The 14,298-nt window shown below is 55.3% G+C and carries 9 protein-coding genes; 3 read left to right on the top strand and 6 right to left on the bottom strand.

The genetic code is table 11. The features are described 5' to 3' along the window. The first annotated feature begins 237 nt into the window (after positions 1–237). The 3 genes from JWF83_RS14700 (at position 238) to JWF83_RS14690 (ending at position 6,325) form a co-directional block, all read left to right on the top strand. Positions 238–1,041: a winged helix-turn-helix domain-containing protein gene (locus tag JWF83_RS14700; RefSeq protein ID WP_413651059.1), complete on the top strand. Its 804-nt coding sequence runs from the start codon at positions 238–240 to the stop codon at positions 1,039–1,041. Further along, positions 1,011–1,487 carry a hypothetical protein gene (locus tag JWF83_RS14695; RefSeq protein WP_413651058.1) on the top strand — a complete coding sequence of 159 codons (477 nt, stop codon included), beginning with the start codon at positions 1,011–1,013 and terminating at the stop codon, positions 1,485–1,487. Before JWF83_RS14700 ends, JWF83_RS14695 begins: the two co-directional genes overlap by 31 nt. Positions 1,488–1,678: 191 nt before the next feature. Continuing rightward, positions 1,679–6,325 carry an inverse autotransporter beta domain-containing protein gene (locus JWF83_RS14690; RefSeq protein WP_413651057.1) on the top strand — a complete coding sequence of 1,549 codons (4,647 nt, stop codon included), beginning with the start codon at positions 1,679–1,681 and terminating at the stop codon, positions 6,323–6,325. Between the two features lie 98 nt (positions 6,326–6,423). Here JWF83_RS14690 and JWF83_RS14685 read toward each other — a convergent pair whose 3' ends face one another. From JWF83_RS14685 to kduI, 6 genes are all read right to left on the bottom strand, one after another. Next, positions 6,424–6,807, bottom strand: coding sequence for a DUF6515 family protein (locus JWF83_RS14685; protein ID WP_413651056.1), 384 nt, complete (start codon positions 6,805–6,807; stop codon positions 6,424–6,426). Positions 6,808–7,016: 209 nt separating this feature from the next. Beyond that, a complete protein-coding gene (gene katE, locus JWF83_RS14680; protein WP_413651055.1) occupies positions 7,017–9,281 on the bottom strand; it encodes a catalase HPII in 2,265 nt (754 codons plus the stop codon). A 186-nt stretch (positions 9,282–9,467) separates the two neighbouring features. Then, entirely contained in the window at positions 9,468–10,859 is a 1,392-nt protein-coding gene (locus JWF83_RS14675; RefSeq protein ID WP_413651054.1) for an L-cystine transporter, read from the bottom strand. A gap of 169 nt (positions 10,860–11,028) precedes the next feature. After that, positions 11,029–11,619 carry a metal-dependent hydrolase gene (locus tag JWF83_RS14670; protein ID WP_413651053.1) on the bottom strand — a complete coding sequence of 197 codons (591 nt, stop codon included), beginning with the start codon at positions 11,617–11,619 and terminating at the stop codon, positions 11,029–11,031. 145 nt (positions 11,620–11,764) lie between these two features. Then, a complete protein-coding gene (gene kduD, locus JWF83_RS14665) occupies positions 11,765–12,526 on the bottom strand; it encodes a 2-dehydro-3-deoxy-D-gluconate 5-dehydrogenase KduD (protein WP_413651052.1) in 762 nt (253 codons plus the stop codon). A 52-nt stretch (positions 12,527–12,578) separates the two neighbouring features. Beyond that, entirely contained in the window at positions 12,579–13,415 is an 837-nt protein-coding gene (gene kduI, locus JWF83_RS14660) for a 5-dehydro-4-deoxy-D-glucuronate isomerase (protein ID WP_413651051.1), read from the bottom strand. Positions 13,416–14,298 lie beyond the last annotated feature (883 nt).

Below are 14,298 nucleotides of genomic sequence, written 5' to 3'. Positions count from 1 at the left end.
ATTCTCTGTTGTGGCTGATTTACAATTGCGGCAGGAGATAAATATTTTTTATCATGATAAAGTTATGAGTGTTATATGAGGGAGCAGGTAAAAACAGCGCTGGGTTATTATAACTTCCTGAAGTTATCCTGAGAGGTGCGGTATTTAGACCACTTCTAATGATTAGCTTACTTATTAATATTCTTATTTACTGTTAACCTCGTTATCTGCCAAAACTCCTGTTTATAGGAATAGTTTGTGATCGCAAAACGCATTGCCTTATCCTCTCAGGTGGATTTTTATCCTGAACTTTCCTGCTTAAAAGCAGGTGATTGTGAGGATATTTACCTGTCTCCGAGCGAAAAAAAGCTGCTGGAAATCGTGCTCGAGGGGAAGGGAAGTAAAGAGAATATCCTGCAGCAGATCTGGCTTAATAACGGCACCATTGTCGGCGAATCCAGCTACCACCAGCTGGTCAAAATGCTACGACGTAAATTGCAAAAAGCTAACCTGCCGGGGACGGTAATTAAAACCTTACCACGCTACGGCATCATTTATTTGCGGCCGGATGAAGAGCCGTTAGCGCCAGTCCCGGCGCCCGACGCAGAGCTGCCGGCGCAGGGTCACGAGCCACCCGCAGAGGATGTCACAACCGATGCTGCGATGGATGCCGCCAGCCACCTGAATGCGCCAGCGCAGCAGGTTGCCGTGCTGCCGGTCAGTGATGATATACCGCCCACCAGGCCGCTGGCGGGCAGCCGCCGGTGGTGGTGGCTGCTCGCACCGCTGCTGCTGGTGTTGCCGCCGCTACTGGTGATGCTGTGGCTGCCGAAAGCGGAAAATTTCCCGGCCGAGCGTGTGGTGCAGGGCGTGGCGATCCACGCCAGCCGTAACCAGTTGTTGGCGCCTGATATGCTACAAATGCTGCTGGGCATGCCGGATAACACGCTGCGCCATATCTACATTGCTGAAAACGGTCCCGGAATCTGGATTGCCAGATGTAAGAGTGAAATTGTGAAGGTCAATAATCAATGTCAGTATCAAAATCTCTCGCTGTATTAATCGGTTGTGCGCTAACCGGGTTGGTGCTGGCGTTTATCTTTTATCATCAGTATCTGAGAGCCAGCGTCCCGCAGACGCCCTGTACCAGTACCATTAGCGATGGCCAGTTTATCGACGACAATCATCAGCGCTACACATTGAATGGCAGTATCAGCTGGTGGCCGGACAGCAACAAAATCAGTCTGTATGGTCTGAAGCGCGATGAAAATCAGCAAACCACCATCATCAGACGTACCCTGACGCTGAATCAGGTCACGCAAAATAATAATGTGGTTAGTGGTCGGGTGGCTTCCGTTGATATTTCGCCAGCGGATAAATTGGGTAGCCAGAACGTGGTATTTAGCGCGAAAGGTGAACCGATAATGATGTTGTTTAAAAAGCTCAATGCGAAATCCTGGCTAATTATGATGAATGATAACTGGATATTAATGTGCAGTAATAAATAGACGTTACCGGCGCAATCGTTAAGTGATTTAATCATTACGCTTCTTGACATTTCAACCTGTATGCTGACAGAGTTGATATTATTATCAGGGAAAGATCAGGGAAATATACCGTCCCATGCATAGCATGCCATTCGCCGGATGATTAATCTTTCACCAGTTTGAATTTTATTTTCTGATTGGTGATTAAGCGCATGATGACGGCACATAACACTTTCCGCAAACAGCAGCAGAACCCGCATAAGGGATTGGCGCTGATACAATGGATATTATTATTAATTATTATTATTTCGTTGCCAGCGAGCAGTCGCGCGGCTGACGCGGCGGAAAAGAAAACCGCGCGTGCGACGCAGGATAAACATTATGTCCTGATGCCAAAACCGCAGGATAACAGCTGGCAGGCGTTACAGCATGATCTGGCGTTAGAGATCGCCGATCTGGCGGACTGGCAGCAGCAGATGGCCCGGCGTTATGATTTGCAGCTGAACGAATGGCTGCTGTTGCCGGATGTGAATGCCACCACCCATCTTTATCCGGCCGTGGATTTAGTACAGATAGCGAAAACGGAAGAGGTGCAGTCATTTGCCTGGCGCTACAAGCTCTCCGTTTCTCAGCTGGTCAATCTTAACCAACCAGTAAAAACCGCCGCGCAACTGGCGGACTTACGTGGTCAGTGGGTGATTGTCCCCACGCCGAAAATGAATGACGAGTCGCTGGAGGCTTCACCGCGCGCCGGGAAGTTGCGCCAGTGGATGAATGGCTTCTGGCAATCGGCACAGCGGCAGGGGGCCAGTGACTCGGCGCTGAATCAGGCGAACAGCATGGTTAATCAGGCGGCGACGGCCGAAATAGAGTCCTGGCTTAATTATGCCGGCGGCCGTGCACGCGTAACGCTGGACGCCGGGCTGAAGCAGCGGACGAGTGATGCTGGCCTCGATTACCTGCTGCCCCTCTATAACGGCGAGGACGATACGCTATTTACCCAGTTCAGCGCTCATCGCTGGGGCGACAGCAATACCATCAATCTGGGGCTGGGCTGGCGTCATCTGCTCAGTCCCGATCTGATGTTTGGCGGCAATATGTTCTATGACCAGGATCTGACGCGTCAGCACCGCCGGCTGGGGGTGGGACTGGAGCTGGACAGCCAGCGGATCCATACCTCGGTGAATTACTACACCCCCGTCAGCGGCTGGCGCCAGAGTGACGAGGCGCCGTTTAGCGACAGCCTGCGTTACGATCTCTATGAGCGCGCGGCGCGCGGCTGGGATATTAACCTGCAGGCGGCGCCTGATGACCATTTTGCCGTCAAAGCTGGCCTGTTCCAGTGGTATGGCGACAAAGTCGATGTGTATGGCAGTCGTAAACAAGCCAGCAAAAACCCGTACGGGGTAAACGTCGGGGTGACCTGGCAGCCGATTCCGCTACTCAGTCTCCACGAAGAGCAGAGTTTCGTTAGTAACCGGCAGCATGACGTTAAAGTCGGGCTGGATTTACATTGGGAGTTTGGCCGTACGCTGGCCGAAATGCTGGATCCCGCGCGCGCCAGCGCCATGCCATCTCTGATGCAGTCACGTACCGATTTTGTGCAGCGTAACAACCGGGTGGTTCTGGCTTATAAAGAGCAGCCGAAGAGCTGGCAAATCTACTTTGACCCATCCGTGATGCGCGCCAAAGCGGGTAGCGCTCCCTTTACGCATGCGGTGAAAGGCACCGCGGCGGCCGTTACCCGTTACCACAGCAGTGACGCATCGGTGGCACGCGTGGATAGCGCCAGTGGCCGCGTAACGCCGCTAACTATCGGCGAGGCGACCATCTCAGCCGCGACCTTTGTCAGCGCCTCTGACCACCTGCCGGTCAGCAACGCCAGTTATCGTTTAACCGTATTGCCAGGCGATTTCGCCCCTTCAGCCAGCGATGTGGCGATTGACGGCAGTGCGCTGATCGGCAGCGAATTAACCGGCCGTTATACCTATCATGCCAATGGCGGTGAAAAGGAGGGGGCGACGCTACAGCGCTGGTTCCACGCTGATGATATGACGCAGCCTGTGGCGCAGGGCGATCGTTACACGGTGACTGCCGCCGATCTTGATAAAACCCTGGTGTTCCAGGTGACGCCAGTCAGCGTTAGTCACTTTAAAGGTGCGCCGGCAGAGGCGCAAATTGCCGGGCCGGTACAGCGGCTGGATGCGCTGGAATTCGTACCACAGCAAGGGGGCGTGGCTGTCGGCCAGCATGAGGTGAAATTCACGCCGGGTAGCGCAGGCAGCCTGTTATTCACTGTGCGGGCGCGGGATGAACAGGGACGGCCACTGGCCGATCGTACCGTCTGGTGGCGTCAGGATGCGAACGGGCCCGGTAAGCTGGCGGTTAGTCAGTCGCGTACCGATGCGAGCGGCACCGCACAGGTACTCTATGAAAATATCACTCACGCAGGCCGCGACGATGTGATCGCGACCTTACGTGCAACCGACGCCAGCGCGCCGGACCGCAATGAGCAGCAATCCCTGAGCTTTAGCGTGAGCATCGCGCAGCCGACACTGGCGCTTAACAGCGCCAGCAATACCTCGCCGGTGACAGTCGGCAGCGGGCCGTTGCGGCTAATCGCCAGCTTAACTGAGCCCAGCCAGCTGGGGATTGGCGGGCGCCGTCTCAACTGGAGCAGCAATGGCCAGCCAGCGGGACACTCAGTAACCAGTGACGCGGGTATTTCCGTGATGGAACTGGCCGCTCCGGCGGAATTTGGTAGCGGCTTCTGGCAGGTTAAGGTCGCGCTGGAAGACGGCGATGCTTCAGAGGAGTTGACCCTTGAACTGGCGCGTCAGAATGTCTCCGCATTACAGGGGCCGGACAGCGTGCAGGTCAGCTACGGCAACCCGCCACTGCGTTTAGCCATCAGCGGCGGTAACAGTGGCAATAAATTATACCGGTCAACTCATCCCGATGTGGTTGCTGTCGATTCCCACGGCGAACTGACCTTTGGTAACGTCGGCAGCGCCAGCGTCATTGTGAGTCAGCCGCCGACGGAGACGGAAAATGCGCCGGGCGATTTGCATATTGCGGTCAAAGTGACGCCAGCGGCGGGGAATGCGCTAACGGTGCAGGATATGCAGCTGAAAGTTAATCAATCGCAGCCGCTCAGCGTCAGTGGCGGTAATGGCGGTACCCTAAGCTACCGTTCCGCAGATTCGACGCTGGTGACTGTCGATGATCAGGGTAGGGTGACCGCGCACCGTGTTAGCGGCGACGCGGGGGTACAAATCACCGTTACCGAGGCGGCAGGCGAACATTACCTGGCGCAATCTGTCACGCTGCAGGTGCGGGTTGAACGCCAGCAGGCCACACAGCTAACCGGACCTGACAAGCTGACTGCGGATTATCTGGCGCCTTCGCAGCTGCTGGTCATCGGCGGGGGTAACGGCGGGACGCTAAATTACGCTTCTGATAATCCCGCGGTGGCCGGGGTAAATGCCGCGGGTGAAGTTTCTTTTATCAACGCGGGTCAGGCTACCATTAGCGTCAGCCAGCAGGCCACGGAGCAGCAGGAGGCGCCGGATGAGTTGAAGATCCCGGTTGAAGTGAAAGCGATTGCCGGTTCACCGCTGTCGGCGCCGGATCTGCAACTGAAAGTCGGCGACACCCGGCAGATTACTTTGCAGGGCGGCAATGACGGGGCGTTAAGCTATCGTTCCTCTGCCGCCGCCATCGTCAGTGTGGATAATAACGGTCAGCTGATCGCGTCCGCCACCGGGGCCGCGCCCATTACGGTGACACAGCAGCCGAGCACCAACTATCTCGCACAGCAGACTTCATTTTCGGTGGCGGTAGAGCTGAACGATGCCACGCAGTTAAGCGGCCCGGAATATATTGATGCGTACTATGGTGATGCCCCACGAACACTGACTATCGGCGGCGGTAACGGCGGTACCAGAACCTTTACCTCTGATAACAGCGATGTGGTGAGCATCAACGCTGAAGGTAAGATGACGTTCCACAATGTCGGAGAAGCAACCCTCATCGTTAACGAGCAGGCGACCAGCAGCCATAAAGCACCTGTTCCGTTATCCATTCCGGTGAATATCTTCCGCGTTGCCGGTACGCCGTTAGTGGCTCAGGATGTGCAAATGACCGTGGGACAAACGGCGCAAATTAGTATCAGCGGCGGAAATGGCGGTAGCCGGTTCTTCAGTTCGCAGGACACGGCAAAAGTTCGTGTGGACAACGCGGGCAACCTTACCGCGTTCGCGGCGGGTTCGGTGATAATCAATGTTGGCGAGCAACAGAGCAGCAACTTTATGGGGCAGCAGACGACCATCACAGTCACGGTAGACCTGGCCACTCCGCAACCGTTGCAGGGGCCGGGGGATATCAGTGTCACCGTGGGGGCCGGGCCGCAGACATTGGCCATTAACGGCGGTAACACGGCGGATAAGGTGTTCAGCTCCAGTGACAGTAATGTCGTGGCGGTGGACAGCGGCGGAGTGCTGACATTCGCTAGCGCAGGTAGCGCCACTGTCATCGTCACCCAACCCGCAACCAGTACCGAAAAGGCTCCGGATCCGTTATCGGTGCAGATTACCGTGAACCCGGCAGCCCAGTCGCCGCTGAGTCTGGAGTGGCAATTTGTCAGTAATACCACCATCGCCCCGGTAACGGCAACTTACCGCTTCAGGGTTACCCGGGACGGGCAGGCGGTATCCGGTGTGTGTGTCGGAGCATACAGGTCAGCGGCAGCGGGTGGTGGCCTGTTGGGCACGACAACCAGTAGCAGCGGCTATAAAAACTTCACGGTTGACGTCAGCGGTGTCGAGTCTTACTACGCGGTGGTCGGGAAGATATGCTGAGTGGTGTAACACTGGAGGATGACAGGGATGTCCGGATAATTTGACCCGGAGGCAGATGGTAACCCCGGGAGCGATACTGCTCCCGAGGTTTTTGCCGGTTATAATCCCGGTGGACGCGGTACTTCAAGATAGTCGCCGGAAATATCGCGGCGATAGTAGTGGCCATCCGCGACATAGAAGCGTTCGCCATTGTAATCCAGCGCGTGCATCGGCGCCGGGGAACGATCCACCGGTGGGCGATCCACCACCACATAGGTGTCACCCTGACGCTGGTAGTAACTACCGTTCAGCAGATAGTAGGTTAAGCCACCAATCAATACTGCTTCAGCGGCAGAGGGCAGAAAGTTTAACGGGCCTGGTCCGCCGTGACCGCCGTGCCAGCCAGGTCCCGGACCACCGGGGCCCCAGCCGCCTGGATTGGCGCTGGCGACCAGCGGGCTGATTAACGTTAAGGCCAGTAATGAAGCGATGATCTTTTTCATATAACGACTCCTGCATATACTGAGCTCACATTATCCCGCAGCGCAAAAAACACAAGGTGTTACTGATGCCTGTTATTCAATGCTTACAGCGCTTAACGTTATTCTGACTGTTCCGCCATTATCCACCGGCATCGTGCAGTTTTCAGCGGGATCGGCAGGCGAAAAAATGGCCGGATTAACCGGCCACAGGTAGCAGAGCTGCGCCCGGACTAAGCCGGAACCGTCAGCGCTTTCTGGCTGCGAGACCAGATACGGTGGGCGGCGAGGGCGGAGAAAAACTCGCTCATAAATACCCCTTCCGCTTTGCTGTCTTCAATGATTCCTTCCTCCTGCTCATCATCGGCGAGGCCGAACTGCGCTTTAAAACGTCGCGCGTCACCGCTCAGGCCGATCACCTTCAGGTGCTTATAGGCTTCCAGCAGGTAATAACGGGCATCGCCACTCAGCAACAGCGCGTCAATATTGCCATCAGGCACAATTACCGCATCAAAAGTCAGTGAAGGCAGACCACTAAAAGTGGCATCTACCGCCAGCACCGAAGCATCATCAGCGCGCACCTGGCCCATATGGGAGGCCAGCAGTTTGGCGTGCACCCCCCTGGCCTTCAGTTCCTGCAGGATTGCCAGCACATCTGCCGATTTAACGCCGTCACTAACCAGCAAAGCCACCTGCCGTCCCTTGATATTGCCGCTTGGTACGGCGTAAAGACTCAGGCTGGCATCTTTTTTCAGACCATTGACGTCCTTCGGCGGCGCGGTATGTAATTTTTCATCTGACAGCGCAATGCCCAGGTTTTCCGCCACCGCATGGGCCAGCGAAATATCGATACGTACCAGATGATCAACTACCCGCTCGCGGATATAGGCCCGCGACAGCTTGCTCAGTTCAAAGGAGAAAGCATCAATAATATGTTGTTGCTCCACCGGGGTCTGGCTGAGCCAGAACAGGCGCGGCTGCGAATAGTATTCACCAAAGGACGGGCTGCGTTCACGCACTTTATGCCCTTCAATGCGTTCCTGGTAACTTTCAAAACCACCGCGATGCGGCGCCGGCGGCGTTTCGCGCGGCCAGTTATCGTTGATAGAGTTCGGCTCATAATTTGCCGGATTGGTATCGATATCCTGTCGATGCATACCGCCGCGCTGGAAATTATGGTACGGGCAGACCGGGCGGTTAATCGGGATTTCATGGAAGTTTGGTCCGCCGAGGCGGCTAATCTGGGTATCGGTATAGGAGAACAGACGTCCCTGAAGGAGGGGATCGTTGGAGAAATCAAGACCGGGGACAATATGGCCCGGATGGAAGGCCACCTGCTCGGTTTCGGCGAAAAAGTTATCCGGGTTGCGGTTCAGCACCATTTTGCCAATCAGCTCTACCGGCACCAGCTCTTCCGGGATCAGTTTGGTGGCATCCAACAGGTCAAAATCGAACTTAAATTCATCCTCTTCCGCTACCAGCTGCACACCCAGTTCATATTCCGGGAAATCACCGGCTTCAATCGCTTCCCAGAGATCGCGGCGATGAAAATCGGGATCACGACCGGTGAGTTTCTGCGACTCATCCCATAGCAGCGAGGCTTTACCTGCCACTGGTTTCCAGTGGAAACGGACAAAAGTGCCTTTACCTTCGGCGTTTATCATGCGGAAGGTGTGAATGCCAAAGCCCTCCATGGTGCGGTAACTGCGAGGAATACCCCGATCGGACATCGCCCAGATGACATTGTGCAGGGTTTCCGGCTGCAGCGAGACGTAATCCCAGAAAGTGTCGTGCGCACTGGCGCCCTGGGGAATTTCATTGTGGGGCTCCGGTTTCACCGCATGGACAAAATCGGGGAACTTATGCGCATCCTGAATAAAGAATACCGGGGTGTTATTTCCTACCAGGTCAAATACCCCTTCCTGGGTATAGAATTTGGTGGCGAAACCGCGAATATCACGCACGGTATCGGCTGAACCGGCACCGCCCTGTACGGTAGAGAAGCGCACAAATACCGGCGTCACGGTGTCAGGATCGCGCAGAAAGTCCGCTTTAGTGATATCGGTCATGGCGCGGTAGGGTTGAAAGTAGCCATGAGCGGCGGAGCCACGGGCATGCACAATACGTTCGGGGATGCGCTCGTGGTCAAAATGGGTGATTTTCTCGCGCAGGATAAAATCTTCCAGCAGCGTCGGACCGCGCGTCCCGGCGCGCAACGAATTTTGGTCGTTAGCAATGCGCGTGCCCTGGTTGGTGGTCAGCGGAAAGTTTTCACCGCCTTTCCGATGGGCGTCAAGCTGATCGAGTTTTGCATTATGCGTATCAGGCGATTTCAGGCTACCTGGCGCCGTCGGCTGTTTGCCGGGGGCGCTGGGTTCGGCTGTTGGCTGATGTGAACCATCTTCAGGTGCCAGAGAATCAAGTCCGGGTTTTGCCGACTCAGGGCCTGTTGCCGGTGCATTATGGCTCAGCTCCTTGTTATCTGTTTCTTTCGACATTTTATCTTGCTCCCGTTGATGTCGTGATTAGGCATCCTTAACTATAGAACAGTGAGAGAGATACGCCGGTAACTTGTAGGGATATGCGGCAAATGGCGGTGAATAATCAGGATGCGAGGGGAGAGGAAGGCTGTAAGGAATTATTACCGGGAAAGGAAAAGGCCGGAATTCCCGGCCTTTAATCGATTACTGATGAGACAGTTCAGCGTGCTGGTCGCTATTCAGTATTTTCTTATCGGTCAGGTTTAGCCAGCGACTGGTCAGCGAACCGGCGGTCATCGAACCATTGACGTTCAGTGCGGTGCGGCCCATATCGATCAGCGGCTCAATGGAGATCAGCAGCGCCACCAGGGTCACCGGCAGTCCCATCGCCGGCAGCACAATCAGCGCAGCAAAGGTCGCCCCACCGCCGACACCGGCGACACCGGCCGAGCTCAGGGTGACGATACCGACCAGGGTAGCGATCCATAACGGATCCAGCGGATTAATACCCATGGTTGGCGCAACCATCACTGCCAGCATGGTTGGGTAGAGGCCGGCACAGCCATTCTGGCCAATAGTGGCGCCAAAAGAGGCAGAGAAACTGGCGACAGATTCCGGTACCCCTAAACGACGGGTTTGCGTTTCCACACTTAGCGGAATGCTGGCGGCGCTGGAGCGGCTGGTAAAGGCGAAAGTGAGCACCGGCCAGGCTTTACGGAAGAAGCGCAGCGGATTGATGCCATTGACCGACAGCAGCAGAGCATGAACCGCGAACATTATCGCCAGCCCGAGGTAAGAGGCCACGACAAAGCCCCCCAGTTTAATGATGTCCTGCAGGTTAGAACCGGCGACAACTTTCGTCATCAATGCCAGTACGCCATAGGGAGTCAGTTTCATAATCAGACGTACCAGCTTCATCACCCACGACTGCAGGGTGTCGATTGCTGTCAGCACCCGCTGGCCTTTTACCTGATCATCTTTTAACAGCTGCAGTGCGGCAACGCCAAGGAAGGCGGCGAAAATAACCACGCTAATAATTGAGGTCGGGTTGGCGCCGGTCAGATCGGCAAACGGATTCTTCGGGACAAAGGAGAGCAGCAGCTGTGGCACGGTTAAATCCGCCACTTTGCCAACATAGTTACTCTGAATGGCGGCGAGGCGCGCGCTTTCCTGCGCGCCCTGCACCAGGCCTTCGGCGGTCAGGCCAAACAGCTGGGTGACAAACACGCCAACCAGTGCGGCAATGGCGGTAGTAAACAGCAATACGCCAATGGTCAGTACGCTGATTTTTCCCAGCGAGGACGCGTTATGCAGGCGGGCGACGGCACTGAGAATCGAAGCGAATACCAGCGGCATTACGATCATCTGCAGTAATTGCACATAGCCATTTCCGACGATGTTGAACCAGCCGATCGACTCTTTCACTACGGCAGAGTTTTCGCCATAGATCAGTTGCAGCGCGAGGCCAAACACCACGCCAAGCAGCAGGCCAGTAAGGACTTTTTTTGACAAACTCCAGTTTGTACGGCGGGTACGCGCCAGAAGTAATAGCAGGGCGACAAACGCCACGATATTCAGAATCAGGGGCAAATTCATCCCATTTCTCCGGTGAAAGGCCTGGCAGTTGGGTATTCTGCATGCAGGCTATAAAGCGATATTTTGAATCGCGTAAAAACCATTATCGTGACGCATGTTAGCAGTTGATGATGGTGCAGCATTATATTCAAAAGGAATTGATTATAACCTTATGATGTTATTTGTCTTTTTATTGTACAGGTTGTTTATTTATTGCCCGGCCGATATGGCTTTGCACCGAATTAATGAGCTGGGCAGGCCAGCCATTTGCACCAAAATGCGGCGTTTGCGGTGAGAACCACATTGAACAGGCCACCAGTGTCATGCATAGCGCGCGCTCCAGTTGATTGCCTTTCTGACTATTAAGGATCGGCAGGCGAAAACGCCAGCGGCATGGCCATAACAGCGGCACGCCGGCCGGAGTCAGCATATCGGCGACAATATGACTGAGATAGCCCAGCACCATACCCTGCAGCGCATCCGCCGGCAGCGGCCCGTCCGCAGGAACATTAATCTGAAACAGCGCCAGTCCGGCCAGCACCGCCAGCAGACTGTGGGTGAATCCGCGATGGCCAAAGGCGCGCGCCACCGGTAGCGAGATCCATTTCAGGCGCTGTCCCAGCACGGATTTAGGATGGTCAATATCCGGCAGCAGGCAGGTAAGCAGCGCGGCCGGCACAATATGCCACCAGTCGCCGCCCGCCAGTTCTGGCGTCAGCTCGGCACGCTTGGCAAAAATCGCGCTGGCGATGGCAAAAATAATATGGCCTTCGGCCGTCATCGGGGTAACCTGGCTGCATAACTGTCAATGCATCCAGTATAGGGGATATAACCAGTAGATTAAATATGTGACGCTGTAACTAAGGATGAATTTTTTGCCCGCGTTAAAGCGATGGGCAGCAGCAGGCTGCCCATCGCAAACGTGCCTAGCGCGCCAGCCAGCCACCATCCACGGCCAGGGTATAACCATTAACATAGTCGGACGCTGGTGAGGCGAGAAACACCACCGGACCTTTCATATCTTCTGGTTTGCCCCAGCGGGCGGCCGGGATACGTCCGAGGATCTCCTGGCTGCGGTCGCCATCCTGGCGTAACTGTTCTGTATTGTTGGTGGCCATATAGCCGGGAGCGATAGCGTTAACATTAATGTTATACGGCGCCCATTCATTGGCCATCAGGCGGGTTAACCCCATTACCGCACTTTTGGAGGCGGTATAAGAGGGCACGCGGATCCCGCCCTGGTAAGAGAGCATTGAGGCGATATTAATGATTTTCCCACCCTGACCCTGTTTAATGAACTGACGCGCCACCGCCTGTGACAGGAAGAACACCGTTTTACTGTTAATGTTCATCACGTCATCCCAGTCCTGCTCGCTGAATTCCAGCGCATCGGCACGACGGATAATACCGGCGTTATTCACCAGAATATCGATGCGGCCAAAGGCGGCTACCGCCTGTGACACCACCTGCGGTACGCTGGCGCTGTCCATCAGGTCGGCATCAATAGCATGAAAACGGCGGCCGAGGGCTTCCACCCGGGCTGGGGTATCATCGGCACCGCTGCGGTTGACGCCAATAATATCGCAGCCCGCTTCCGCGAGACCGATGGCCATTCCCTGACCTAAACCGGTATTACAGCCGGTGATCAGCGCTACTTTGCCTTCCAGATTAAATGCATTAAGGATCATATTCGCTCTCTTTGTCTTCAACCATCTCACCAGCATTCACTGGTCGCGGGGGTTAACGTAACTCGCTCACTTTTACGTGGTCCATATCATCAAATACCTGATTTTCGCCGACCATGCCCCAGATAAAGGTATAACGTTTGGTGCCGACGCCGGCATGAATTGACCAGCTTGGGGAGATGACCGCCTGTTCGTTATGGACCAGTAAATGGCGGGTCTCCTGTGGTTGCCCCATCATATGGAACACCGCAGTGTCATGATCCATATCAAAGTAGAAATAGACTTCCATCCGGCGCTCATGGGTATGGCACGGCATGGTATTCCACAGACTGCCTTCATCCAGTTTGGTCAGACCCATGGTCAGCTGACAGGTTGGCAGCACATCCGGCACGATAAACTTGTTAATGGTGCGGCGGTTGCTGGTGGCGGCATCGCCCAGGGTAGCGGTGACCGCTTCTTCGAGGGTGATTTTGGTATCGGGATAGTGGGTGTGTGCGGGGGCGCTGTTGTAATAAAATTTTGCCGGTTGCGCGGCACTGGCGCTTTTAAACACCACCGATTGCGCGCCCATACCGACATACAGCGCCTGCTGATGGCCGATTTCCCAGGTTTTGCCATCAACTTCAATCAGTCCGGGTCCACCGATATTAATCACACCGAGTTCACGACGTTCAAGGAAGTAGCTGACCCCCAGCTGTTTACCGACTTCACTACCGATAGTGACGCTGTTCGCCAGCGGCATAACACCGCCGATGATAATGCGGTCGATATGGCTGTAGGTCATGGTGTAGTTATCGGCAACAAAGATGTTGTCGATAAGGAATTGATCACGTAATGCTGATGTGTCGAGCTGTTTTGCGTGCTCGCTGTGTATGCTTTGACGAACTTGCATGTCGATGCCTCTCAGATTCATTCAGGTTAAACGTGCTGCCGCAATTGTTGTACGGGCGGATAACCAAATAATAGGCATGATGGGATGTTAATTCAATAAAAATGAAATGATGTTTTATTTATTATGGAGAAGAGATCATGTTTCTGGCGCAGCGCAGAAAGGCGGGCGGCATCAATGTCGCCCCGACAGGGGAATATCTGCCCCCTGGTGTCGGGGGCCATTAATGGCTGCCGCCCCGATGGCGGCGGCCGTGCAAACCATTGATACGGGCGGAATAAATCCCGCCCCTACGGCAGAATATCTGACCCCCCTGCTGTAGGGGAGCCATTAATGGCTGCCGCCCCGATGGCGGCAGCGGTGCAGGCCATTGATACGGGCGGAATATCTGCCCCCCTGCCGTAGGGGAGCCATTAATGGCTCCCGCCCCGATGATGGCGGCAGTGCAAGCCATTGATACGGGCGGAATAAATCCCGCCCCTACGGCAGAATATCTGACCCCCCTGCTGTAGGGGAGCCATTAATGGCTCCCGCCCCGATGATGGCAGCCGTGCAAACCATTGATACGGGCGGAATAAATCCCGCCCCTACGGCAGAATATCTGACCCCCTGCTGTAGGGGAGCCATTAATGGCTCCCGCCCCGATGGCGGCGGCCGTGCAAACCATTGATACGGGCGGAATAAATCCCGCCCCTACGGCAGAATATCTGACCCCCCTGCTGTAGGGGAGCCATTAATGGCTCCCGCCCCGATGGCGGCGGCCGTGCAAACCATTGATACGGGCGGAATAAATCCCGCCCCTACGGCAGAATATCTGACCCCCTGCTGTAGGGGAGCCATTAATGGCTCCCGCCCCGATGATGGCAGCCGTGCAAACCATTGATAC

The sequence above is a fragment of the Pantoea sp. B65 genome, assembly GCF_047308185.1.
Lineage (GTDB): Bacteria > Pseudomonadota > Gammaproteobacteria > Enterobacterales > Enterobacteriaceae > Erwinia.
Note: the sequence above shows the minus strand (reverse complement) of the source record. Positions and strands in the feature narration are given on the sequence as shown.

Coding starts and splice junctions, on each gene's coding strand:
- JWF83_RS14670 (WP_413651053.1), bottom strand. CDS start 11,619: ATGACGGCCGAAGGCCATATTATTTTTGCCATCGCCAGCGCGATTTTT.
- JWF83_RS14690 (WP_413651057.1), top strand. CDS start 1,679: ATGATGACGGCACATAACACTTTCCGCAAACAGCAGCAGAACCCGCAT.
- kduI (WP_413651051.1), bottom strand. CDS start 13,415: ATGCAAGTTCGTCAAAGCATACACAGCGAGCACGCAAAACAGCTCGAC.
- katE (WP_413651055.1), bottom strand. CDS start 9,281: ATGTCGAAAGAAACAGATAACAAGGAGCTGAGCCATAATGCACCGGCA.
- JWF83_RS14695 (WP_413651058.1), top strand. CDS start 1,011: ATGTCAGTATCAAAATCTCTCGCTGTATTAATCGGTTGTGCGCTAACC.
- JWF83_RS14675 (WP_413651054.1), bottom strand. CDS start 10,859: ATGAATTTGCCCCTGATTCTGAATATCGTGGCGTTTGTCGCCCTGCTA.
- JWF83_RS14685 (WP_413651056.1), bottom strand. CDS start 6,807: ATGAAAAAGATCATCGCTTCATTACTGGCCTTAACGTTAATCAGCCCG.
- kduD (WP_413651052.1), bottom strand. CDS start 12,526: ATGATCCTTAATGCATTTAATCTGGAAGGCAAAGTAGCGCTGATCACC.